This is a genomic window from Anaerolactibacter massiliensis, assembly GCF_900290205.1.
GTDB classification, from domain to species: domain Bacteria; phylum Bacillota_I; class Bacilli_A; order Erysipelotrichales; family Erysipelotrichaceae; genus Bulleidia; species Bulleidia intestinalis.
In genome coordinates this window covers 1,869,588-1,893,202 of record NZ_OLMH01000002.1, presented here as the reverse complement: position 1 = coordinate 1,893,202, position 23,615 = coordinate 1,869,588, and the positions used below count along the sequence as shown (strand labels likewise).

22 protein-coding genes are annotated in these 23,615 nt (G+C 48.2%); 16 read left to right on the top strand and 6 right to left on the bottom strand.

Annotated features, from left to right (window positions below; all coding sequences use genetic code 11):
* Window positions 1-22 precede the first annotated feature (22 nt).
* A complete protein-coding gene (locus tag C7E00_RS12505) occupies window positions 23-2,875 on the bottom strand; it encodes an EAL domain-containing protein (protein WP_167836595.1) in 2,853 nt (950 codons plus the stop codon).
* A 383-nt stretch (window positions 2,876-3,258) separates the two neighbouring features.
* On the bottom strand, window positions 3,259-5,163 hold the full coding sequence (locus C7E00_RS12500; RefSeq protein ID WP_105304578.1) for a BglG family transcription antiterminator: 1,905 nt from the start codon (window positions 5,161-5,163) through the stop codon (window positions 3,259-3,261).
* A gap of 179 nt (window positions 5,164-5,342) precedes the next feature.
* Between C7E00_RS12500 and C7E00_RS12495 the strand changes: the two genes are divergently transcribed.
* The 7 genes from C7E00_RS12495 to C7E00_RS12465 all read left to right on the top strand — a co-directional run bounded on the left by C7E00_RS12495 (window position 5,343) and on the right by C7E00_RS12465 (window position 11,157).
* The gene (locus C7E00_RS12495) at window positions 5,343-5,660 is read left to right on the top strand and encodes a PTS sugar transporter subunit IIB (RefSeq protein ID WP_105304577.1); all 318 of its coding nucleotides are present in this window, start codon (window positions 5,343-5,345) and stop codon (window positions 5,658-5,660) included.
* 30 nt (window positions 5,661-5,690) lie between these two features.
* On the top strand, window positions 5,691-6,947 hold the full coding sequence (locus tag C7E00_RS12490) for a PTS sugar transporter subunit IIC (protein WP_239928583.1): 1,257 nt from the start codon (window positions 5,691-5,693) through the stop codon (window positions 6,945-6,947).
* 18 nt (window positions 6,948-6,965) lie between these two features.
* The gene (locus C7E00_RS12485) at window positions 6,966-7,316 is read left to right on the top strand and encodes a PTS sugar transporter subunit IIA (RefSeq protein WP_204378627.1); all 351 of its coding nucleotides are present in this window, start codon (window positions 6,966-6,968) and stop codon (window positions 7,314-7,316) included.
* The gene (locus tag C7E00_RS12480; protein WP_105304575.1) at window positions 7,313-8,839 is read left to right on the top strand and encodes a glycoside hydrolase family 1 protein; all 1,527 of its coding nucleotides are present in this window, start codon (window positions 7,313-7,315) and stop codon (window positions 8,837-8,839) included. The genes C7E00_RS12485 and C7E00_RS12480 overlap by 4 nt, the downstream gene beginning before the upstream one ends.
* 106 nt (window positions 8,840-8,945) lie before the next feature.
* Complete coding sequence (locus tag C7E00_RS12475; protein ID WP_105304574.1) at window positions 8,946-9,938, top strand: N-acetylglucosamine kinase; 993 nt, start codon at window positions 8,946-8,948, stop codon at window positions 9,936-9,938.
* Window positions 9,939-9,941: 3 nt separating this feature from the next.
* Window positions 9,942-10,709, top strand: a complete 768-nt coding sequence (locus C7E00_RS12470; RefSeq protein ID WP_105304573.1) for a threonine/serine exporter family protein — start codon at window positions 9,942-9,944, stop codon at window positions 10,707-10,709.
* Between the two features lie 4 nt (window positions 10,710-10,713).
* Window positions 10,714-11,157 carry a threonine/serine exporter family protein gene (locus tag C7E00_RS12465; protein WP_105304572.1) on the top strand — a complete coding sequence of 148 codons (444 nt, stop codon included), beginning with the start codon at window positions 10,714-10,716 and terminating at the stop codon, window positions 11,155-11,157.
* Here C7E00_RS12465 and C7E00_RS12460 read toward each other — a convergent pair.
* The gene (locus C7E00_RS12460) at window positions 11,154-12,410 is read right to left on the bottom strand and encodes a glutamate-5-semialdehyde dehydrogenase (RefSeq protein ID WP_105304571.1); all 1,257 of its coding nucleotides are present in this window, start codon (window positions 12,408-12,410) and stop codon (window positions 11,154-11,156) included. The two genes, C7E00_RS12465 and C7E00_RS12460, sit on opposite strands and share 4 nt — an antisense overlap.
* Complete coding sequence (proB, locus tag C7E00_RS12455; RefSeq protein ID WP_105304570.1) at window positions 12,407-13,186, bottom strand: glutamate 5-kinase; 780 nt, start codon at window positions 13,184-13,186, stop codon at window positions 12,407-12,409. Before proB ends, C7E00_RS12460 begins: the two co-directional genes overlap by 4 nt.
* A 208-nt stretch (window positions 13,187-13,394) precedes the next feature.
* On the opposite strand from proB, the gene C7E00_RS12450 reads away from it, so the two are divergent.
* The 3 genes from C7E00_RS12450 (at window position 13,395) to C7E00_RS12440 (ending at window position 17,853) form a co-directional block, all read left to right on the top strand.
* Entirely contained in the window at window positions 13,395-14,825 is a 1,431-nt protein-coding gene (locus tag C7E00_RS12450; RefSeq protein ID WP_105304569.1) for an MATE family efflux transporter, read from the top strand.
* Window positions 14,826-15,479: 654 nt separating this feature from the next.
* Window positions 15,480-16,841, top strand: coding sequence for an RNA-guided endonuclease IscB (gene iscB, locus C7E00_RS12445; protein WP_105304568.1), 1,362 nt, complete (start codon window positions 15,480-15,482; stop codon window positions 16,839-16,841).
* Window positions 16,842-16,872: 31 nt separating this feature from the next.
* Window positions 16,873-17,853, top strand: a complete 981-nt coding sequence (locus C7E00_RS12440) for an aldo/keto reductase (protein ID WP_105304567.1) — start codon at window positions 16,873-16,875, stop codon at window positions 17,851-17,853.
* Between the two features lie 91 nt (window positions 17,854-17,944).
* Here the strand turns inward: C7E00_RS12440 and C7E00_RS12435 are convergent, their stop codons facing one another.
* Window positions 17,945-18,634, bottom strand: a complete 690-nt coding sequence (locus C7E00_RS12435) for a DNA-methyltransferase (RefSeq protein WP_105304566.1) — start codon at window positions 18,632-18,634, stop codon at window positions 17,945-17,947.
* On the opposite strand from C7E00_RS12435, the gene C7E00_RS12430 reads away from it, so the two are divergent.
* Genes C7E00_RS12430 through C7E00_RS12420 form a run of 3 tightly spaced genes read left to right on the top strand, consistent with a single transcriptional unit; the run spans window position 18,633 to window position 19,480 of the window.
* Window positions 18,633-18,893, top strand: coding sequence for a hypothetical protein (locus C7E00_RS12430; RefSeq protein WP_105304565.1), 261 nt, complete (start codon window positions 18,633-18,635; stop codon window positions 18,891-18,893). The genes C7E00_RS12435 and C7E00_RS12430 overlap by 2 nt on opposite strands.
* Window positions 18,894-18,912: 19 nt before the next feature.
* Window positions 18,913-19,179 carry a type II toxin-antitoxin system Phd/YefM family antitoxin gene (locus tag C7E00_RS12425; RefSeq protein ID WP_105304564.1) on the top strand — a complete coding sequence of 89 codons (267 nt, stop codon included), beginning with the start codon at window positions 18,913-18,915 and terminating at the stop codon, window positions 19,177-19,179.
* Window positions 19,166-19,480, top strand: coding sequence for a type II toxin-antitoxin system RelE/ParE family toxin (locus C7E00_RS12420; protein ID WP_105304563.1), 315 nt, complete (start codon window positions 19,166-19,168; stop codon window positions 19,478-19,480). Before C7E00_RS12425 ends, C7E00_RS12420 begins: the two co-directional genes overlap by 14 nt.
* Before the next feature lie 4 nt (window positions 19,481-19,484).
* Here C7E00_RS12420 and C7E00_RS12415 read toward each other — a convergent pair whose 3' ends face one another.
* The gene (locus tag C7E00_RS12415) at window positions 19,485-19,844 is read right to left on the bottom strand and encodes an HNH endonuclease signature motif containing protein (protein WP_105304562.1); all 360 of its coding nucleotides are present in this window, start codon (window positions 19,842-19,844) and stop codon (window positions 19,485-19,487) included.
* Between the two features lie 131 nt (window positions 19,845-19,975).
* Between C7E00_RS12415 and C7E00_RS12410 the strand changes: the two genes are divergently transcribed.
* The 3 genes from C7E00_RS12410 (at window position 19,976) to C7E00_RS12400 (ending at window position 23,509) form a co-directional block, all read left to right on the top strand.
* The gene (locus tag C7E00_RS12410) at window positions 19,976-20,704 is read left to right on the top strand and encodes a C39 family peptidase (RefSeq protein WP_105304561.1); all 729 of its coding nucleotides are present in this window, start codon (window positions 19,976-19,978) and stop codon (window positions 20,702-20,704) included.
* A gap of 98 nt (window positions 20,705-20,802) precedes the next feature.
* Window positions 20,803-22,233 (top strand): GGDEF domain-containing protein, encoded by a 1,431-nt coding sequence (locus C7E00_RS12405; protein ID WP_167836594.1) that lies wholly within the window; start codon window positions 20,803-20,805, stop codon window positions 22,231-22,233.
* A complete protein-coding gene (locus tag C7E00_RS12400; RefSeq protein WP_167836593.1) occupies window positions 22,217-23,509 on the top strand; it encodes an ABC transporter substrate-binding protein in 1,293 nt (430 codons plus the stop codon). The genes C7E00_RS12405 and C7E00_RS12400 overlap by 17 nt, the downstream gene beginning before the upstream one ends.
* Window positions 23,510-23,615 lie beyond the last annotated feature (106 nt).

Below are 23,615 nucleotides of genomic sequence, written 5' to 3'. Positions count from 1 at the left end.
TCGGATATCAGTGATTCATGAATCAGGCTGGCTGTTTCTCGGGTTCGTAGTTTTCCTGAAGAACCAGGCCGCCGGCAGTAGGCTCAATGCTCTTGATGCAGGAGAGAACTTTCTCATCATCAGAACCGGGGATCAGCAGGAGATCAAACTCTTTCCACATGTACTTGTTCTGTCCGTGATTGTCCGGAAGCAGAACCCGGAAGAAATCGCGAAGAATTCCTCCTTCTGCCTGCTGAATTCGTTTCACCATCGTATCCGGATCAGCAAATGCCTCGTAGCGTTTCTGATCTTCCGGGTGGACCAGGTTCTTTCCGAAGAAATTCAAGCCCTGCCTGAGGTCATCATGATTGTTGTAGCCGCGGCCGATATTCATATTGTTGATCAGATAATCTGCGGTATTCCTCGCTGGATTGAGCACGTGGACATCATCGAACAGAAGCGAAATATCAGAAAGAGACTTATTCAGCACTTCGCCAGTATTGTTCAGACGGTCTCTTGTGACATTCACCATGGAGAGCAGAATAATGCAGCGATCCCCTTTTCTGGCAACGATTCTGCCATTCAGGCGTAAGAAGCAGGAGTTGTCAGAGACATAGGAGGTGACTTGTTCGCTGGTTTCGATTGCCTGGCGGTAAAATTCCATCATTTTTGCATGCATCGGTGTGTTTCTGTTATTCAGGACGAATTCTGATTCACTGATCTGGGAACGGCCGAGGGTCTGGAGTTCTTCTTTTTGTTTCTGATTGATGAACAGGTAATGAATATGGTCGTCAGGAATGTCATATTCCATGACTGCACGGGGAGTGTCGCTGTTGATCACGCAGGTATCTGCTTCATCGTAGAACTGCTTCCATTCAATTGATTCAAAGGGCCTGCCGCTATGTTCCAGGTAGTTCTGAAGCTGCTGGGTAGGAAGCGGCTTGGCATAATAGTACCCCTGGATCAGATCACACCCGATTTCTTTCAGAAAGGAAACCTGTTCTTCTGTTTCTGCACCTTCTGCCAGCGTGCGGATGCCGAGATTTTTTGCCATGTTGACCGTGCTGCGCATGATTTCCCGGGAAGTACGAGAAAATGATCTGAGAAATCCCATATCGAACTTGATCAGATCCAGCTGATAGTCATTCAGAAATATCAGGGAAGAATAGCCGCTGCCGAAGTCATCCATCCAGATCTGAAAGCCATCGTCATGCAGCTCTTTCACGATCGAAGTCATTTTCTCTTTGCTCTGAACCAGGAGGCTTTCGGTCAGCTCCAGAGCAATCAGGTCTTTCGAAATGCGATATCTGCTGGTCTGCTCTCTGAGGAAGGAAATCATATCCTGTTTTTCAAAGTCCTGGCGGGAAAGGTTGATGGAGACTGTTGAAACCGGCAGCCCGGCATCGAGGCGCATTCTCTGAGCTTTCAGTACTGATTCGATCATGCTGCAGTCAATCTTATAGATCATGCCGGCTTTTTCGAGAATCGGGACAAAGATTCCCGGCATGATATTCCCGTATACCGGATCGATCCAGCGGGCAAGTGCTTCTGCCCCGGAATAATGCTCAGTGATGGTGCGCACAAGCGGCTGAAAATAGGGAATGATCCAGTTCTTTTCAAGCGCTTCGTCGAGATGGGAAAGAATATATTGTTCCAGATCCTCACTGCTGATCACAGCGCTTGGTTCTGGAATCGGAGGAACAGGAATGCTCTTAGCGGAGACGGTATTCTGCAGAGGATCAGAACCATGGTAGATTCTGCTCTTCTGCAGATAAAGCGCTCTGTCTGCTTCTGCAATCAGTTCCCGCTCTGTGGCATCAGTCTGATCCGCCCTGGTATAGCCGACACTCATGCTGAATCTAAACGGTAGGCAAGAATGATCAAGTGCCTGCGACAGCAAGGAAGAGAACTTCTGAATCAGAACATGAGGCTGGGCTTCTTCGCACATGACACCGAAAAGAAATTCATCACCGCCGAATCTGGAAAGAAAAAGAGAAGGATATGATTCAGACAGCTTTTTCAGTGTCTCGGCAGTGAGAATGATTGCTTCATCGCCCTGAATGTGCCCATAGCTGTCATTGATTTTCTTGAATCCGTCAATATCCGCCATGAACAGATAGAATGGTTTCTGATCTGCATCAGGGATATGATCGTGAATCCATGCAAAGCCTCTCGTATGATTGTTCAGCTTTGTCAGCGCATCGGTATCGATCTGCCTGCTCTGTAGACTCGAGAAGATCATGAACATGCCGAAGGTGAAGAACAGCAAGGTAAATGGAACATATCCGGCCAGGATCTGGAGAATTCCTCCGGCAACAAGCAGAAGGGAGAACTGCAGATAGAGACGCCATTCCTGACGGTTGATCGTGCTGTATTTCATACCTTCTGAAAGCAGCTTTACTACCAGGGCAAAATAGAAAAAGCAGAGAAATGCATGTACAGGATACCATTCCCCGCGCACATAAGCTCCGCTTTCTGTCACGTAGAAGACCTGGTGAGTAATCAGCGAAGAACAATCGACGACACTCAGAACCAGAATCGGCAGCACGCGCCCGAAAGACATCCATCTGGATCTCTTCAGAAGATGATCTCGCGGAGTGATCTTGTAATCCAGAAACAGGTACCATGAACTGACGATATATCCGGTAGACAGAAGATCTCCCAGGCACGAGGCAGATAGAAGAGCATGAGACATGCCGGGAATCAGAGATTTTGACAGCATCCAGAATGATTCAGATGCGGCTTCCAGCACCGAGCACAGGGAAAGACGGCGGAATAGCTGCACTTCGCCTGCTGATCCGATATCGGTATTCATCTTGCCTGCCATCACCAGCACAAAAGTCAGGCAGAGTGCTTCACAGGCAAGATACAGGACTACATAATACGGACTATTCATAAGCTGCCCCCTCAGTTCCAGCTTTGTTTCTGTGTTCATCAGGAAAATCAGCAGTTTCTGCGAGTATTCTGCTGCCCCGGAACATGCTTTACTTTATACTACTGCAAAAGCTTCCCTTGCATGCATAAGAAAGACGCAGCTGAAGGATTTCTTCAGCTGCTGGTACATAACGATCTGAACTGGTGAGAAAGGACATTTTTCCGATGAATCAATATTGTTCTCTACGCGATCTGGAGGGAAAAACACCTGATAGAGTGACATGGATTAAATGGCACCCAGAAATAATCTGAATAGATGAAAAAGATAGATAAGGGTATTAGCGGGAGAAATTCTGCCGCTTCTCTGCGTTGAAATAGGGCAGAATGTCTGCCGAAGGGGAATGGCTAGTATCCTTCTTCCGTCAATTTGCCTACAAATTCTTCAAATGTATCTGTCTTCAGAAGCATTTCTGCTGATTCTGTGGAGTAAAAGCGGTCAATGATGATTTCAAAACTATTTTTGAAGTATTTCATATCTTCTGCAGTAATACCGATCATGAGTACGAAGTTCACATTCTTTTTCCCCCAGGGAATCGGACTGTCGTCATGAACAACGCAGATAAAAGAACGATCAGCATTCTGTGAGATGGTATGAGGAACTGCCAGACAGTCAGTGAAAGCAGTAGATGATACAGATTCTCTCAGAAGCACATCCTGAATGAATGCAGCATTGATGTAGCCTTCCTCTTCACACTTTCTGCCGAGAAATTCAATGCATTCCTGCTTGTTACAAAATGGAATGTTCCGGAAGAATAGAGATGGATGAAGGAGAGATTTGAGGAATTGAATGGACTCTCCTTTCCTCTTTTCATCCTGGATCTTCTGAAGCTCTGACCAGATATCTATAATATTCTGCTTTGTCAGAATCGGATCGACGAGAAGCTGATGCGGATGAGAAACAGGTATTCTAATGGTTGTAATAAGCAATTGGGCTTCAGGCTTCAGAAACAGATATCGATCAAGCGGATAGACATTCAGTGAAGAAATCTCAGAATTGTAGATGGAGCGGATCGTGGAGACCATCTGGGCGGAGAAGCTATGATAATTCTCGACGACTATGATGCATGATATTCCGGATAAATCTCTGTGATTATTTTCCAGATAGGCGCCGATATGAAATGCAATAAAGGCTATCTCATCCTCTGAAAGATCTGCATCGTACATCAGAGAAAACTGGTGTGAAAAATAAACTGCCATATCATATACCAGTGCGTAGTCTTTTTTTATCTGTGTTCCGATCGGGTTTGGATAGGAGATATGATAAGCGGAACGCTGCCTTGCTTGGTACATGTGCAGGGAAAACTGCATGGCGAATTCCTTAGAAAATTCAGGAGTATCATATCGAGCGCGGAGCTTCTTCAGTAAATCGAAAACAGAATCTGTGAACTCTTTTTCCATAACTTGTTTAAGGTCGCTCTGACCGTGGTCGATGGAGAGAGCAATCAGAAAAACAATCTGACGGAAGTCCTCTTCAGGAATAGTTACTCCGTAATTCTCAATGAAGTAGAGTGAAATCTGATTTGCTGCTTTAAGAATCTCATCTTTCTGAACAAACTCTTCCAGGAAAGCGCTCAGAGTTTCAGAGGGATCCGCGGCAGGCAGGGTGTCTTCAGACTTCAGGCGGAGCAAAATCACCATCAGGTGGATCAGAAGATTATTCAGAGCATAATTGTTCAGAAACAGGCCGGATTGCTGAGTGATGTTATAGAGACCGTGCAGCACATCTTTGACATCAAATTCCGGAAAGAGCTTCTGCAGTGTTTCGGATGAAGAGAAGAATCCATAGCTGTTATTCGATACGAGATGGCCGATGAGTTTTCGCTTGTCACGCTCTGATCCTGACAGATGGTAGACATAATTCTTTGATTCTATTCTGATATTGAAATCTTTTACGATTGAGCGGATTTCAGGAATAACCTGATTCATGATGGTACTTTCACTTACGCTCAGTTCATCTGCCGCATCAAATGCTGATACGCCTTCTGACTTGCTGAGCAATTCAGAGAGAACGTGGTAGGTTCGTTCCTGAAGTTCGTTATGATCAGAAGATTGAACAGAGGATGGTTTCTGAACAAGACGGTACCCATTCCGATCTGCTCTAATCTGGTAGATACCATCGTTATTGATGAGTCTGATATAGTTGCGGATTGATCTCTCGCTCACACCAAGCCGCTGAGCCAATGCGGGTCCTGATACTGCCCCGGAGGCTTCTGCAAGGAGATGCAGCAGATTTTCTTTTTTGTCGGTCATAACTGAATTCCTTGTTTATTATATCTGAATCATAGGTTTGACTGCGAGCATGATAAACCAGGAAAATTTCCGCATTGGCGGAAAGACAGACGGTTTTCCTAGGTGAAGGAAAAAAGTCAGGTAGGGCTGAAATGAAGGATCAGCTATATTGAAGATGCGTAAAGCGAAGGGAGAAAAAAATGATCAATATTCTGCTTGCATGCGGTATCGGAGCCTCTTCCGGCTTCATGGCTGCCAGCATGCGAAAAATTGCCAAGCAGAAAGGACTGGATGTCTCAGTACATGCAGTATCCAAGTCTGCAGTCCCGGATTATTCCGAGAAAATCGATGTTCTGATGCTTGGCCCGCATTTTGCTTCAGAAGTTCCTCAGTATCAGGAATTGCTGAAGGATAGAGGCACAGTTGTCGCATCCATTGATCCGGATAAGTATGCCGAGCTAGATGGAGAAGGCATTTTGGAAGATGCTTTAACGCTTTATCAGAATCACCAGAAGTAATAGAATAGGGGGAAATCAATTGTGAAAAAGATGCAGGAATGGATCCAGAACCATCTGGTTCCAGTGATCAATAAGATCACGAGCATGTACTGGTTCGGAATTATCGCTGATGCAATTCTCTATATCGTACCATTTTCCATGGTGTCTACAATACCATCGCTTTGGTCAATTCTCCGCAGGTTTATTCCATCGCTGCCGGATCTGTCACCTATCTCTACGTATTCGTTCGGACTGATTGGTCTGTTTGTGACGTTTATTATTCCTTACAACGTCCTGGTAAAAGAGAATAAGAAAGACCGTGCTCTGATTGCAGGTTTCACTGGCGTGGGCACTTATATGATGTGCATGAATTTCACGGCGGTTGACGGCGGCTCATTAGTCAATATGAGCAAGTTCGGTGCCGGAGGCATGTTCACTGCGATGGTGGTTGGTGTAATAGTTGGCGCGATCTACAAGGCAATGATCAAGTTCTCCTTCTTCAAGGAGGATAGTGTGATTCCGGACTTCGTCAAGAACTGGTTTGACAATATCATTGCAATTATTCTCAGCCTCTTTGTCGGATACATCATCACTTATGCTCTGAATGTTGATCTTTTCACACTTGTTCAGTGGCTCATGAAGCCGATTACCGGGTTTGCACAGTCGATCTGGGGAGTAGTCCTGATCGTGTTCCTGCAGAACATCTTCTACTTCTTCGGAATTTCAGGCTGGGTTTTCACTCCGGTAACGCGTTCCATCACTCAGGCGGCTATTGCTGAGAATATGGATCTGGTTGCACAAGGTCTCAAGCCGAAGAACATCTATGCGTATGGATTCTCACGCTATCACCACATTGGCGGACAAGGAGCGACATTGCCTCTTGCGCTGTACATGCTCAAGGCGAAGTCCAAGAAATTCCGCACCCTTGGCAAAGCAACTATTGTACCTTCAGTTTTCAACATCAATGAACCGCTTCAGTATGGTGCAGTAGTCGGTAATCCCTATATGTTTATCCCGACAGTTCTGATTGCACTGATTCTTCCTGCAAACGCCTATCTGTGGATGCGTCTTGGCTGGGCTTCAATCAACTATGTGAACTTTGATATGAACTTTGCCCCGAATGCGGTATCTGCTTTCTTCATGAGCGGGGGAGACTGGAGAAATGTTCTCCTGGTCTGTGTGAACTTTGCGATCGCTGCAGTGATCTGGTATCCATTCTTCAAAGCTGCAGATAAAGCAGAGTGTGAGAAAGAAGAGAAGCGTTCTGCTGAGAAAGCAGTAAAGGCGGCAGCTGCTGCACGGGAATAAGAAAGATTGTTTCAGCTTATGGAAAATGAAAAGAAGGAAATTGATATCAATTCTGTCGCTATGCAGGTAATCCTGCATGCGGGAGATGGGCGTGCAAAGGTGGATGAAGCTCTCGAGGCGATGGCAAAGACAGACTTTGAGCTGGCTGAAAAGCTGCTGGATGAAGCAGAGAAGGAAATTGTGAAAGCTCACATTGCTCAGACTGAGGCAATTCAGGCTCAGGTAAGCGGAGAAAATATCGATTATTCACTCTTGTTTACTCACGCCCAGGATACCGTAATGACGATTAATACGGAACTGCGCATGGCAAGAAAGATGATGCCGATTTTCAGAATGCTCAATGATAAAGCAGAGAGGAATAGCAGATGAATAAATCATTTCCGGAAGGATTTCTATGGGGAGGGGCAACTGCAGCAAATCAGATTGAAGGTGCATATAACGAAGGGGGAAGGGGACTTGCAACTTCGGACTTCGCCCGCCTGATTACCAAGGAAATACGTGCATCTGAAGGTTCTTATGATAAGCGCTTGCCTCATAATGCTGTAACTGCTGAGATGATAGAAGACATGCAGGCTCATCCTGAAAACTGGGAAATGCCGAAACGCAGAGGAATTGATTTCTATCATACTTATAAGCAGGATCTCGCAATGATGGGGAAAGACGGCATGGGTTTCAATGTCTTCCGGATGTCCATTTCATGGTCGCGTATTTTCCCGAATGGCGATGATGTTCAGCCGAACGAAGAAGGACTTCAGTTCTATGACCATGTGTTTGATGAATGCATCCGTCAGGGGATGACACCGCTGGTTACGCTATGCCATTTTGATACTCCTCTTGCTTTAGCAGAGAAGTACAACGGCTTTGCGTCTAGGCATACTGTCGATGCCTTTGTCCGCTTTGCGGAGACATGCTTCAAAAGATATCGCGGAAAAGTGAAATACTGGCTGACGTTCAATGAAATCAATAATGTTCTGACGAATCCATTTACATGTTCAGGCGTGATTGAACACGAGGATGGAACCGGAAATCCGTATGTAGGAAAATGGCAGCTGAAGTTCCAGACAGCGCATAACCAGCTTGTGGCTTCTGCACTTGCAGTGAAGAAATGCCATGAGATTGATCCTGAGGCAAAGATCGGCAATATGCTCTGCAGGCTTGAAAATTATGCAGAAACTCCTAAGCCGGAAGATGAACTGCAGGTTCTGTTTGAAGATCATTTCAACTGGTTCTTTACGGATGTGCAGGCAAAAGGAGAATATCCCTACTGGATCAGAAGATTCTTTGAGAATAATAATGTTGTGATTCAGAAGGAACCGGAAGATGACAGAATTCTGAAAGAAGGATGCGTCGACTTCATCACAATCAGCTATTACATGACCTATATCATGCGGTATAAGGGAAAGACAGTACCGGAACCTTCTGGTTCCCTGGTATCAGAAATCAAGAATCCTTACCTCCCGAAAACAGAATGGGGATGGACGATTGATCCGATCGGGTTCCGCATTACGCTCAACCATATCTATGATCGTTATCACCTGCCGATCTTTATCTCTGAGAATGGCTTAGGGGCTGTTGATAAAGTTCAGGAAGACGGAAGAATAATTGATGATTATCGGATTGATTATATGAAAGCTCATGTAGAACAGCTCCATGAAGCCATCGAAGATGGAGTCAAGGTCTTCGGCTATGCGTGGTGGGGACCGATTGATCTGGTTTCTTCAGGTACTTCAGAGATGACGAAACGGTATGGCATGATCTATGTGGATACTGATGATTATGGTCATGGTACAGGGAAGCGTTCCAGAAAAAAGAGTTTCTGGTATTATCGGAAGCTGATCGCTTCAAATGGAGCGGATCTGGAGAATGATATTCCGGATGATTATCAGAAATAACTGAAATCTCCAGGAGACAGGAAGCTGTCTTCTGGATTTTTTCTGTTTCCAGAATTAAAGCCTACCAGAGCGAATCTGCTTCTGCAGGGTATAATGCTAAAAGAATATGGAAAAGAAATACTACCTTGGCATTGACTGCGGCGGGACAAAGACTTCATTCCTGCTGACAGATGAAGCAGGAAAAATGGTTTCGGTTCGTAAAGGACCGCCTGCGAACTACCTGGTGAATGGTCTTTCTGAAACAGCGGAGATGCTGAAGCAGATGGTTGCGGGGATCAGAAAAGAAGAGATGCATGGAGAAGGAAGGTGCATCTGCTTTCTGGCACTTGCCGGGTATGGAGATATTCCTGAAGAGAAAATGCATGTGGATCAGGTCATGAGAGAAGCGATTATGGTGCAGAAGCTTATGATCGGCAATGACACTGAGAATGCGATTGCGGGTTCATTGATCGGGAAGCCTGGGATTCATCTGATTGCCGGGACAGGATCGATCGGAATCGGGATTGATCTGGATGGGAATCAGTATCGGGCAGGCGGCTGGCATCATCTGTTCGGCGGAGATGAGGGCAGCGGCTACTGGATTGCCTGCCGATTGCTGGAACATTTCACCAAGCAGGCAGATGGCAGAGAAGAAAAGACGCGGCTGTATGATCTCGTCATGCAGAGGCTGAGCTTGAAGGAACCTGAAGAAATGCTGAGCAGAGTGATCGAAGAGTGGAATGGCAGCAGGGATCGGATTGCTTCGCTGTCGAGAATGGTTCTCGAAGGGGCGGAAGCAGATGATCCGGTCTGCCGTTCCATCTACCACGAGGCGGCCGCGGAGCTTTCTGAGATTGCGGCAGCAGTTGCCAGAAAGGGCAATTTCGGGAATCCGATTCCGGTATCGTGGTCCGGAGGAGTGTTCTGCAGCGGAGAGGTTCTTCTGGAGCCTCTGAGAGAAGCACTTCCTGAGGGGCTCAGGCTGATGACTCCCTTCATGGGCCCTGCAGGAGGGGGTGTCCTTCTGGCTATGAAGGCAGATGGGCATGAACTGGGCGGAGACCTTCTTGAGATGCTTAGAGAAACGGATCGCAGAGCAGAGAAATCGCTCGCGGGGTAGAACATGAAAGAGAATGAAGCAGAGCGGAAGGAACTGCTGCATGCAGTTCTGGATCTTGGCGAGATGATGCTGACGAGCGGCGCCGAAGTCAAGCGAGTGGAAGATACGATTACCCGCATGGGAATTGCTTCGGGAGCAGTGAAAATGAATGTGTTTGTCATCACGAGCAGTATCGTCGTGACGATGGAAGACCCGGAAGAAAAAGAATACACCGAGACCAGAAGAGTTCTGGTCAGCGGGACGAATGATTTCCAGAGACTGGAAGAGATGAATCAGCTGAGCCGGGATTTCTGCAGAAAACCTTGTTCCAGCAGAGAACTGCAGGATAAGATCATGAAAATCGCATCGGAACCGAAAAAGCACAGCTGGAGCTATGCCGGAAGTTTCCTGGGGGCGGGCGGATTTGCGGTTTTCTTCGGAGGCAGTATGCTGGATGGCTTGACTGCTGGAGTCATGGGTCTCTTTGTTCAGAGTCTTTCAGACCATCTGGAACCGCATTGTCCCAATGCAGTCACATTCAATCTTCTGGCAAGCTTCCTGACCGGATTATGCGTCAGCATTCTGTCGAGGATCAATCCGGTACTGAATGCCGATCTGATTATGATCGGGGACATCATGCTGCTGATTCCGGGAATTCCGATGACCAATTCGATCCGCGATGTGCTGGTCGGAGATACGATCAGCGGCACCCTGAGACTGACGGAGAGCCTTGTCCGGGCTGCTGCGATTGCAGCGGGCTTCATGCTGGCAATCTTGGCGGCAGGGAGGTGAGCAGATGAATCTGATTGTTATTCAGCTGACTGCGGCCTTCTTCGGGTCGCTTGGCTTTGCAGCAATGTTTCATCTGAGAAAGGAACTGCTTTTTGAAGCAGCTCTCGGCGGTCTTATGACCTGGGCGATTTATCTTCTGCTCAAAAAGAACGGAATCTTCATGCCATGTCTTGCTGCTTCCGCATTTGCAGCTGCCTATGCAGAAATTCTTGCCCGGATCCGGCATGTGCCGGCAACCCTGTTTGTGATTCCGGCGGCAGTTCCGCTGGTTCCGGGTTCTTATCTGTACTATGGGATGCTTGCGGCAGTGCAGGGGGATTCAGCCCTTGCTTCGCAGCAGTTTTATTTCATGGCAGAGTTTGCCGTGGCGATTGCGCTTGGCATGAGTATTATCTGGACCGTGATCTTCATGATGAAAGAAGCGGAGAAAAAGAGACAGAATCCTTAATCACGGATCTGTCCCTCTCCGATCAGTTCATATTTCCAGGTACATAATTCTTTCAATCCCATCGGACCTCTTGCATGCAGTTTCTGCGTTGAGATTCCGATTTCACATCCGAGTCCGAAGATGCCTCCGTCAGTGAATCGGGTGCTTGCGTTAGCATAGACGCAGGCACTGTCAACCTGATCCAGGAACTTCTGAATGTGTTCCTGATTTTCTGTCAGAATCGATTCACTATGGTGGGTTGAATGTCTGCAGATATGGGCAATTGCTTCTTCGATATTTTTCACAACATGGACTGCAAGAATATAATCCAGGAATTCTGTATCAAAATCATCCGGGCCGGCGGGGGTTCCGGGAATAATTCCTGCTGCTGTTTCATCCAGCCGGAGTTCTACCGGGACTTCTTTGCGTGCCATGCGCTGATCGACCAGACGTTCTTTCAGCTTCGGCAGAAATTCTGATGCAATTGATTCGTGAACCAGCAGGACTTCCTCTGCATTGCAGACAGAAGGCCTGCTGCATTTTGCATTCTCGATGATGTTCAGTGCCTGCTTTTGATCGGCATCTTCGTCAACGAAGATATGGCAGATTCCGGTTCCTGTTTCAATAACCGGTACTGTGGACTCTCTGATACAGGTCTGAATCAGATTCTTTCCGCCTCTTGGTATCAAGAGATCGATCTTCCCCCCTGCCTTCATCAGCTCTCTTGCGCTTTCATGTGTGCAATCCTGAATCAGCTGGATCCGGTTTTCCGGAATGCCGGTTTCCTTCAGCGCCTTCTGCATGGAATGGATGATGATATCAGAGGTATGCCAGGATTCCTTCCCGGAGCGAAGCACTGCCACATTTCCGCTCTTCAGCAGCAGCCCGGCAGAATCACTTGTCACATTCGGGCGGGATTCATAGATGACTGCGACAACTCCTATCGGGACGCGCACTTTCTTCAGATGAAGGCCATTTTCCAGAGTTCTTTCTTCCAGAATTTCACCGAACGGGCATGGGAGCCCGGCAACATGGCGCAGTCCCTCTGCCATATCGGAAATCCGTTCCGGGTTCAGCCTCAGGCGATCGGTCTTTATTGGACCTAGCCTTTCTCCATAAGCAGCAATGTCTTCTTCATTTGCTTTCAGAATCTCTCTCTGGTCTTCAATCAGGCAATCTGCCATCCGCAAAAGTGCCTGGTCCAGCTGGCTTTCAGAGGGGACTGGTTTCTGCTTTTCGATCAGGGCATTCTGCAGGATTTGTTCCGTTGTCATAGGTCCTTCCTTCCTGGAAATCTAGTGCCCGCATTTCTGTGTTCAATGGCATCATACAGAAGATCAGGGAATGCCCCGTTCAGGATGACCATATCAATGCCATGATCCATGCACAGTTCGGCTGCATGGAGTTTTGTCAGCATACCTCCGGTTCCGCTGGGAGTACCGGCTCCGCCGGCGATGCTGCGGATTTCATCCGTGATCTCCAAAACGACCGGGATCAGCTTCGCATCCGGGTTGACCCGGGGATTGCTGTCATAAAGACCGTCAATATCAGACATCAGAATCAGGAGATCTGCATGAATGGCAATGGATACAAGTGCAGCCAGCGAGTCATTGTCGCCGATGCTGGAAATCTCATCGGTTGCCATCGTATCATTTTCATTCAGAATCGGCATAGCTGACATCTGCAAAAGGCGGTTCATCGTATTCTCGAAGTTCTTCCGTCTGGATGCTTCATTGAGATCTTCGCCAGTCAGAAGGACCTGGGCTACGATATGATTGTATGCTTCAAACAGGCGATCGTAGGTATACATGAGTTCACACTGCCCGACAGCGGCAGCAGCCTGCTTGCCAGCCATGTCTTTCGGACGCTGAGCAAGTCCGAGTTTGCCGATTCCCATGGCGATGGCACCAGAGCTTACCAGAACGATTTCATTTCCGGCATTCTTCAGATCGCTCAGCACTTTGACGAGTTTCTCGATATGTCTGATATTCAGACTGCCATTGGCATAGGTCAGGGTGCTGGTTCCGACTTTGACGACAATACGAGACATATGAACCTCTTTTCTGATTGTTCCTATTATATAGGATGATGCCGAACTGGCTTGATAAAATATGCAGGAATCTGGCTATTTCAGCACAGAAAGTTTACAGAATTTCTGCTTGAAATATTTCGATCTGCAGTGCGATAATACGTCATGCGCTGAACCGGGCGCTTTGGCAGAACTCTCCTTTGGCAGAACACTCCAGGAGGTTTTTTTTATGGAAAACGAGAATATTTATCTGGAAACGCAGCCGCTTGGAAAACTGATGAAAAAATATGCAGTCCCCTGCGTGATTTCCCTTCTGGTTGGTGCGCTTTACAATATTGTAGACCAGATCTTCATCGCAAATGCACCTGAGCTTGGCTCTTATGGAAATGCAGCAAATACGGTTGTCTTCCCGCTGACAGTCATTGCGCTGGCTCTGGCAGTCATGGTCGGAGATGGCTGCTGCACGATGGTATCCATGGCGCTCGGCCGCAAGGAAGGAAAAGAAGCAGGACAGAATGTCGGCAATGCCGTGATTCTCTCCATTATCATCGGTATCGTTCTGATGGTGGTTTATTTCCGGTTTGATGATGCGCTGATCACGATGTTCGGGGGAAGGGTGAATGACCAGACATTTGCATTTGCAGAAGAGTATTTCTTCTGGATTTCTGCTGGAATTCCGTTCTATGTTTTCGGACAGGCAATGAACCCTGTCATCCGGGCAGATGGAAATCCGCGGTTTGCAATGTTTGCAACCCTGCTTGGCTGCATCGCAAATATCATTCTGGATCCGCTGCTGATCTATGGATTCCACATGGGTATGACGGGAGCGGCGGTTGCAACGGTTGCCGGTCAGGTCCTCACAGTAATTGCATCTGTATGGTATCTGCGGAATATGAATGCAATGAAGATCACGAAAGAATGCTTTGTTCTGAATCGCAAGATGGATAACCGGATGCTTGCACTCGGTATTACCAGTTTCCTGTCGCAGATTGCCTTAGTTGCAGCAATGGCAGCAGTGAATTCCACGATTCAGAAATACAGTCTGCTTGATCCGGTCTTCGGACAGCCTGGCTATACACAGATTCCGATGGCAGTCATCGGCATTGTCATGAAGTATTTCCAAGTGGTGATTTCTGTGGCAGTCGGAACAGCAGCGGGCTGTGCACCGATTGCTGCGTATAATACCGGAGCCGGAAAGAATGAACGGGTCAGAAAACTGTTCAGTCTTATGCTGAAGACGGAACTGATTGCGGGCCTGATCTTCCTTGCGATTGCTGAGCTATTTCCGGGACAGATCATGAATCTGTTCGGAGCTGCAAATGAATCAGAATACTACCGTGAGTTTGCATTGAAAGCGTTCCGGATTTATCTGTGTCTGCTGCCGCTGGCAACGCTGAATAAGGGAACGTTCATCTATCTTCAGGCACTTGGCAAAGCATTCCTGTCTTCTTCTCTGTCTTTGGTAAGAGAAGTAGTGCTCGGAGTTACGCTGCCGATTCTATTGCCGAAGTGGTTCGGCCTGGAAGGGATTCTGTTTTCGATGCCTGCAGCAGATATTGTCACCTTTGCGATTGCTGTCTGGATGATCCGGACGATTTATCGTCAGCTTGATGAAAATACCTTATCTCAGGAGACCCGGGAAACCAGAACTGCAGAATGAGGAACGAAACTATTCCGCCTGAATCGGAATAGTTTTTTTTACCGCATGGTCAGAACTCCGTCCTGATGAATAGAAGTGCTTCTGGGGGGCAGTCAAGCAAGGAGGGAGCCGACGTACAGACAGAAATCCGATACTGCATGGCTGCACCTGGCGCATGTTGAAGGGCACGTACGGTGATGAATCAGACTCTGATGAATTGCTAGCTTTTCGGAGCTGCGTTCCCATGATAGGGAAGCTTTCCTGAAGAAGAAAATCATACTATGATTACAGCATACCAACGAGGAGCGAACCATCGTCAACTACCCCGCCTAAGTCCTAGCGGACTATAGACAGGGCTTGGAAAGGCTACTACAGCTTTTCGAGCCTGGTTGATTAGCCTAAGTGCTTCGAGCACTACGTTGCTGCTGTGCTACGTCTGGATGCTCCACAAGTCCAGACCTCTTGGGATCTGCTGCTAAAAACCTCTGAGAAGTAGGAGGCGTACAGCAGATGCATTCGACCAGCGGACAACATTGGCGAAGTGGACCACCGTTACTGCGATCTTCGTGATCGTAAGTGCGAGATGCTGCAGGTCTATACGACTGCAGAAAGCGTAAGCTGCCCTTAACGGGGCACAAAGAAAGCGGCTAAGCCGCAGAAAGGAGGCATCAGAGAATGTCTGTTGCAGTACTATCGAGCACCGGTCAGAAGCTGATGCCGACTTCAAACTACAGAGCACGAAAGCTCTTGAAGAGCGGACGTGCTGCGATTGAATGCTATCGTCCGATTTTCACGATCCGGTTAACCGACCGGGAGGAGGGGAAAACACAGCCGATTGAGTATGCCTGTGATACAGGCTATCAGCATGTCGGCGTATCCATCAAGTCTGAAAAGCACGAACTTGTCCATGCACAGTACGACATGCTGAGCAATGAGACAGAGCGGCATAACGACCGCCGCAAGTATCGTCGTACAAGACGGAATCGCAAGCGGTACCGGAAACCTCGGTTTGACAACCGGTCCAGAAAGAACCAGGAGATGGCGCCTTCCCTGCGGCATCGCAAGGAGAACCAGATCAACCTGTTCGAATCGTTCTGCAAAGTTATGCCGATCACCTCAGCGACATTCGAGATGGGAAAGTTCGACACCCAGCTTCTGCAGGCAATTGCAGACGGTAAGCCGCTCCCAGAAGGGAAGGACTATCAGCAGGGATTAAAATATCTGTTTCAGACCGAACGGGAAGCAGTGTTCAGCAGGGATCACTACACCTGTCAGGTGTGCGGTAAATCTGTCAAAGATGGCGTGATTCTGCATACGCATCACATCGGATTCTGGAAAGGGTATCGGCCAAATCGGATCAGCAATTTACTTACGGTCTGTGAGCATTGCCATACAGCAAAGAACCACAAGCCGGGCGGTGCACTCTGGGGTCTGGAGCCGAAGAGCACCAATCTGGCCGCGGCAACCTATATGAGTACCGTGCGCTGGGCGATATATCGGGAACTGGTGCTGAAGCACCCAGAGATTGATATCCATATCCAGTATGGTGCAAAGACATCTGTAACCAGAAAGTCGCTGCATCTTGCAAAGACGCATGCGAACGATGCTTACTGCGTGGGTTCTCTGCATCCAAGGCATCGGACAGCAGAGCTTGTCTATCAGAAGAAGCGCCGCAATAACCGGATTCTTGCGAAGTTCTACGATGCAAAATACATCGATATCCGGGATGGCGCCAAGAAATCCGGCGCTGTGCTCTCATGTGGACGGACAAATCGCAGGGAAAGCAGACGCTCGGATAAGAATCAGCGCATCTATCGAGGAAATAAGTGCTCTTCCGGACGCACATCAGTTCGGGAGAATCGTTATGCCTATCAGCCCGGCGATACGATTGTGTTTCACTCTCAGAGGTTCGTTGTCAACGGCTCCCATTGCAAAGGGGCTCGCGTAATTCTAGACACAGGGAAATCAGTCAAGGCGACTGATTTGACATGCATTAAAAAGGAAGGAGGATGGCGCTTCCTCCCCGCCCAAGCTTAACAGCTATGGACGGGGTATCCGCGCCTATAACATGAAATATACGAAGCTTGGGAAAACGGATATCCAGATCTCCAGGATCTGTGTCGGCTGCATGTCTTATGGAAAGCCATCCGAAGACTTTCATCTCTGGACCCTGGAACAGCCGGAAGCAGAAAAGATGATCGGATATGCATATGATCTCGGAGTCAATTTCTTCGATACGGCAAATCAGTATGCCCATGGAACCAGCGAAGAATATCTGGGCAAATCGCTCAGAAATCTCGGAATTTCAAGAGATAAAGTCGTGCTTGCTTCAAAGGTTTACTACAATCCGGGGCATCTGTCTGCAGAAGCGATCAATCGGGAGATTGAAGGAACTTTATCGAGACTTGGAACGGATTACCTGGATCTCTATATCATTCATCGTTTTGATTACACAACCCCGATGGAAGAAACCCTGCAGGCATTAGATGGCCTTGTTAGAGCTGGCAAGGTCCGGGCTCTTGGCGCGTCGGCAATGTATGGATATCAGTTTCATAATCTCCAGAACCTTGCACAGCAGAATGGCTGGACGATGTTCTCTTCGATGCAGAATCATTACAATCTGCTTTATCGGGAAGACGAGCGTGAACTGATCCCGGTTGCCAGGCAGTACGGTGTTTCTCTCACGCCTTATTCTCCTCTTGCGGGCGGACATCTGTCGCATCTGGGGTGGGAATCAGGTTCGAAACGGAGCCAGACTGATCAGGTGCTGCATCACAAGTATGACCAGGCAAAGGAGAATGATTTGCAGATTATTCAGCGGGTTCATGATCTTTCCGAGAAATACGGAGTATCGATGTCCGAGATCTCGCTTGCTTGGCTGTATGCAAAAGAAGCGGCTTCTCCGATTGTCGGGGCAACGAACCCGAAGCATTTCGCAGAGGCAGTGAAGGCAATTGATCTTGAACTGACAAAGGAGGATATCAAGTATCTCGAAGAGCTGTATCAGCCTCATGAAATAGTCGGCGCAATTAAGGATCCGCAAGAGTAATCCTGAATAGATTTCTGCATAAATCTTAACAAAAATCAGGTCTCAGAATTGAAGAAAACAGACGAATCCAGCAGGCAATCTTTGGTCTTCATCAGGATTCGCCCTGTCCGGCATCCACAGCAGCCTCTTCAAATGTGAGCTTCTGACCATCACGCACCACATACACATCTTGCGTTTTTTCATCTTCGCGTTCGATATATCTTTTCACGAGGACGTCAACATACTTCGGGTCCAGCTCAATGTCTCGACAGATCCGGTCGGTCTGCTCACAGGCAATCATGGTAGAGCCGGATCCGAGGAAGGGATCCAGAACGATTCCATTTGCCATTGAAGAGTTCAGGATTGGATACGTCATCAGCTGCACCGGCTTCATCATTGGATGATCCTTGGATGCTTTTGGACGATCGTACTCCCAGATGGTGGTCTGCTTCCGGTCCGAGTACCACTCATGCCTTCCATCCTTCTTCCAGCCAAACAGGCACGGTTCATGCTGCCACTGGTAGGGAGAGCGTCCCAGAACCAGAGCGTTCCTTTTCCAGATGCAGCAGCCGGAAAGGTAGAAGCCTGCATCCGAGAATGCCCAGCGGCAGCGGTTACTGCAGAAACACCCTGGGCTGCCTCGCCGATTCCCTTTGAGCGGCACTTCCCACACTCCGGACAGAACCGCTTCGCACAGGATTCGGGGAGCAAGGAAAGATCCTGCTTTCTTTCGATGTCTTCCATACTGTTCTCCTGTCCGCAGAAATTCCCGAGGCCTTAGAAACAAAGGACTTCCGGGCATGAAAAAAGCAGTGGCGGATCTTGCTCCAGCACTGCCTGTAAAAGCTATCAGTTTTTCAAATAAATCCGTATTCTACGAGGCTTTTTCACACGATATGTACGTTTCCGGGGATGCCGCCCAAAGGCCTCCGACCCCGGGGTATCAATTTCGTGGAAATCAACGCAAGAGGGAGCGCCGGTCTTCTGCAGAAACGTCTTTCAGTATTTTGACCTCCCCTCTTGCTTTTCGTGAACATGATATAATTATGATAATAATATGATAGTAAAGGAGGAACCACTATGATCAACATTCGCCCTGTCTCCGACCTCAGAAACAAGTTCCCGGAGCTTGAAAAAACTGTCATTGAATCAAATGAACCTGTCTTTCTCACAAAGAACGGCTATGGCACCATGGTTCTTTTAAGTATCGAACAGTACTCCGCACTCACTGACGACACAGAACGCAAGCTCGATGAAGCCGATGCAGCAGCAGCGAAATCGGACGAACGATACTCCGCAGATGAAGTCTTCACCAGAGTAAGGAGCCGCATCCGTGAAAAAGTATAAGCTGTCATTTCTTCTCCTTTTTGAAGAGGATCTGAATGAGATCGTGGACTACATCTCAACTGATCTTCAGAACCCCAGCGCCGCAGATCATCTGGTTGACGATATCGAATCTGCAATATACAAGCGCCTGGAAGCGCCGTTGTCGTTTGCTCCGTATCCTTCGTCAAAAAAACGACCACACCCCTATTACAGAATCAGGGTCAGAAACTTTTCTGTATTCTATGTTGTCATCGATGACACCATGGAGGTACGCCGCGTTCTGTATTCCAAGAGAGATCTGGATAAACTGCTCAGCGATTGATCGCTTAATAATGGTATACCGGATGGGAGTCATCCCGTCTGGTCTTCTTATCGTGGCATCTCTTATACAGTGCCTGCCAGTTCGAACGATCCCAGAAGAGCTTCGGGTCTCCTTGGTGTGGAACGATATGGTCCACAACCGTCGCCGGTGTTGCTTTTCCTTCCTTCAGGCACTCCTCGCAGAGTGGATGAAGTGCCAGGAACTTCTTACTCTCCAGTCTCCATCTCGCACCGTATCCTTTCGTCGCAGCCGAACGGCTCTCTTCCGGATGCAAAGCTTTGTGTTCCTCGCAGTACTTCTGTCCGGCGGGCACGAGGTTCGGACAGCAGGGATGCCTGCACGGAACCTTCGGTTTGTATGGCATGTCCGTCACCTCCGTTCCTGATTTCTCCCACGTAAAAATCCTGGAAATCCGGTCAGATATCTGGTTCCCCTGGAAGCGCATACGAGGTATGATATTCGGGAAAGTTGTTGGAAGCTTTCGCGGGGGTAGAGATGAAGAGATATCATGGCTGGTTATTGCGCGTTTTCCTGGTGGCAGCGATGGCGGTCCTGGCAGACTGGCTGTTCATGGGCAGAATTTCCGGAGTGATCACCGTAAAAGCAGAGGGTGATGACTGCGGATGGGTTGTGGACTGGAATCATCCGGATGGGGGTTATTGCAGCTATTATGTCAATGGCTCTCCGGCTGATACGTATCCTTCTGCGGAAGATAGCTATTCTTATGGGACAGAGCCTCGCAGCATGACCTGGTATGGGCAGTACAGCAATCCGGATGTGCAGATCGGGGTCGGAACGATGAAGGGCAATGGCTGCGTGCCTACGGCTGGTTCCATTCTGCTTTCCGGTTATGGGATTTATATCTCTCCGACAGATCTTGGCTGGTATCTGTATGGAACCGGAAACTTCAATAATTACTATGGCCATGGCGGAACGGATCTTTGCTGGTATGATATCGCTGCTTATGCGGGCCTCGGGGCATGGGGGATCTATGACTATGATTCCTTCGTGTCGGCTCTTCAGGGGGGCGCGAGTGTTGCCTGCCATATCTATTACGGAAGCAGCACGCATGCGGTGGTTGCGACTGGCTACAATAATGGCAGAACCACAGTTTATGATCCGATCAGCGGCTGTTACAGCAAGGATGTCAGCTCGCTCTGGAATGGGCGTTCCTTTGAGTGGGTTGACTGCATGAGCGGAACGTCAATCACGGCGATTCAGTAAGGATCATTTCAGATGTAGTCTCAGGAAACCATCTGATTCAGGGGTAACAGGAAATCATGGAGGAGAAATTCCGGAAAATACAGGTTAGGACTTTGCTGATGTCGACAGTATTTTTCCTGTTTCTCTCCTTTTTTCTTACGGTGATTCTGAACTGGCAGTCTGATGTTCTCGTGAAGAAGACGGCTTCTCAGCTGATTGCGGCGCATAATCAGCAGATGGAGATGAATCTGAATTCCTATCTGAGCAAGGTTGAGAAGGCTGCTTCGCTGCTTTATTCGGAAGAGGAGTATTACACATTCGATCCTGGTGATGAGAACATGGATCCGTATGAGAAGCAGGAAATCACCTCGGATATGACGGACCGGATCAATGATCTCGGCATCCTGGATAATTATACGGACTTCAGCGTCGTCTATCGCAACGATGACCGGATCGGCTGGCTTTCCAAGGTAACGAGGGCAATGTATTCCGACAAGCAGATGTATGCAGACTTCGATTCGATTCTGAATGCTGGAAATGGGGATTATGCCTGGGTGTTCGGCCTGAATGGAAATACAGATCATCTGTATTATCTGAAGCGATACAACGAACAGGCGATCATCATGATTTCATTCTATTCGCTGGAACTGAAGCAGTATTTTGTGATTCCGGAAGAGCTGAATGGAATGAATGTCACGCTCGTGGATGAAGAGAACCATATTCTCTATGCCAATGACGAGAGCAGGATCGGGGAACAGCTGCCGGAAGAAATCATCAAGACTCTCGGAGAGGTCTCAAATGGCTCGGCTTCCACAAAAGATATGCTGGTGACCAGCAATATGTGCGCAAATGGATGGCGGATTGTGTGCACCATGTCGTATGACTTCATCAATCGCGAAAATGAAGCGGCAAGCCGGGATTCTCTTGTCTATGTGCTGGCAATGATTGGATTGCTGCTGTGGCTGGAGCTGCGGCAGGCAAGGGCGATGAACCTTTCGGCTGCCGGAATTGTGGAAACGCTTCATGAGAGAGCAGAACACGATCTCATGACAGGTCTTTACAACAAGACGGAATTCGAACAGGATGCTGGCGGGAAACTGGCGCATCAGAAGAAAGGATCTGTGTATTCTTATACGATTATCGATCTGGACCGGTTCAAAGAGATCAATGATACCTATGGGCACAGTGCCGGTGATGAGGTGCTGATTGCATTTGCAGGAATCATCCGGAAGCACTTTCCAGAGGGACAGTATATTGCCGGGAGGCTTGGAGGCGATGAGTTCGGTATTTTTGCAGAGACGAATTCAGGCAGAGAAGAAGTCCGCAGGATTATCACAGAGAAGCTTCAGGCAATGCATGAGGAGCTGTCAGAAGCGAAGTTCCGGTCTGGAGATATGAAAGTATCATTTTCGAGCGGTACTGTGATTGCGGAAGAGCAGGATACTTCTTTTCAGAAGCTGAACAGAAGGGCGGATGCGCTGCTTTATCATGGCAAGCGGAACGGCCGGGGCAGAGATGAATCGGAGGCGGCAGATGAAGAAGCAGAATAAATGGGTCGATATTCTGATTGTTTCAGTGATTGCCGCAATGACAATTCTGCAGGTTTATGATTCGGACCTGAGTCAGTCTTCCAGAAAGATTGTCAGCCAGTATGATGACAGCACGAAGATCTCTCTTGGCTGGTGGGGCAATGATGAGCGTCATGTGTATACGCTGCAGGGAGTCGATCTGTTTGAGCAGAAGCATCCTGATATTTCTGTTTCCAGTCAGTACAGTGTGTGGTCTGGCTATGAAAGACGGTATCGGATCTATATGATGTCGGGGACCGAGCCGGATGTGATGCTGGTGAATTACAACTGGCTGCAGGAGTATTCTCCGGATGGAACGGGATATTATGATCTCAATGATCTCAGCAGCTGGATTGATCTTTCTGCCTTCACGGAAGAAGAGAAGAAGAGCGGCATGGTGAATGGGCATCTGAATGCCTTGCCGACTGCGTACAATGCGGTGGTTTTCTATTATAACCAGGATATTCTGGATCATTACGGGCTTGAGGTGCCGAAGACCTGGGAGGATCTGGAGAAGGCTGCTGAAGTGATGTATCCGGATGGGATCTATCCTCTGTATATCAACGAGAAGCATCTCTTTCTGACGATCAATGCTTATTACGAACAGAGAAGCGGAGCACATGCATTTGCGGAGGACGGAACCTATATCGGAGGGACGAATTGCGGAGAGGCCTTTCTTTCCTTTTATGAAGAACTGGTTGATCGGCATGTGATCAAACCGATGGAAGAGAATGATTCCGATGACTTCCAGAATGGAAAGACTGCTGGTGCGGCATTCTGGGCAAGCGATGCAGATCGCTATTGCGGCGGGCTGGAGAAGAATGGCTATCGCGTAACGATGGGCAGTCCGCTCAGATTGGATGATGCAGATCATTCCGGCTGGTATGTGAAGCCTGCGACGATGTTTGCAATCAAGGCAGATACGGCTCATCCCGAAGAGGCAGCAGAACTGCTCGATTTTCTGCTGAATGATCCGGATATGGCCCGGCTGACGGGCATGGAAAGAGGGGTTCCGGTTTCTGCGGATGCCCGGGCTGCACTTTCTGAGTCCGAGCTTCACGATGGCTATTCTGCTCAGGCAGGCAATGAGATCATTGAGAATCTGAACAGCCTTCAGTTCATGAATCCTGTGCTGGAGAATGAAGCTGTCATCAAGTCTTTCCGAGATATATGTGCAAAATACCGGTATGGGAAGGAAGACCTGAACACTGCTGCAGAGGAACTGGCAGAGAGGTGGTCTCAGGCATCCCAATCCTGATCAATGCTGATGAATCGGCATTTCTTCATCATTGAAGGTGCAGGAAAAGAGGGCAGCTTCAGACTTCATGAACTCATCCGCGATGAAGGATCTGAAATGCCTTATG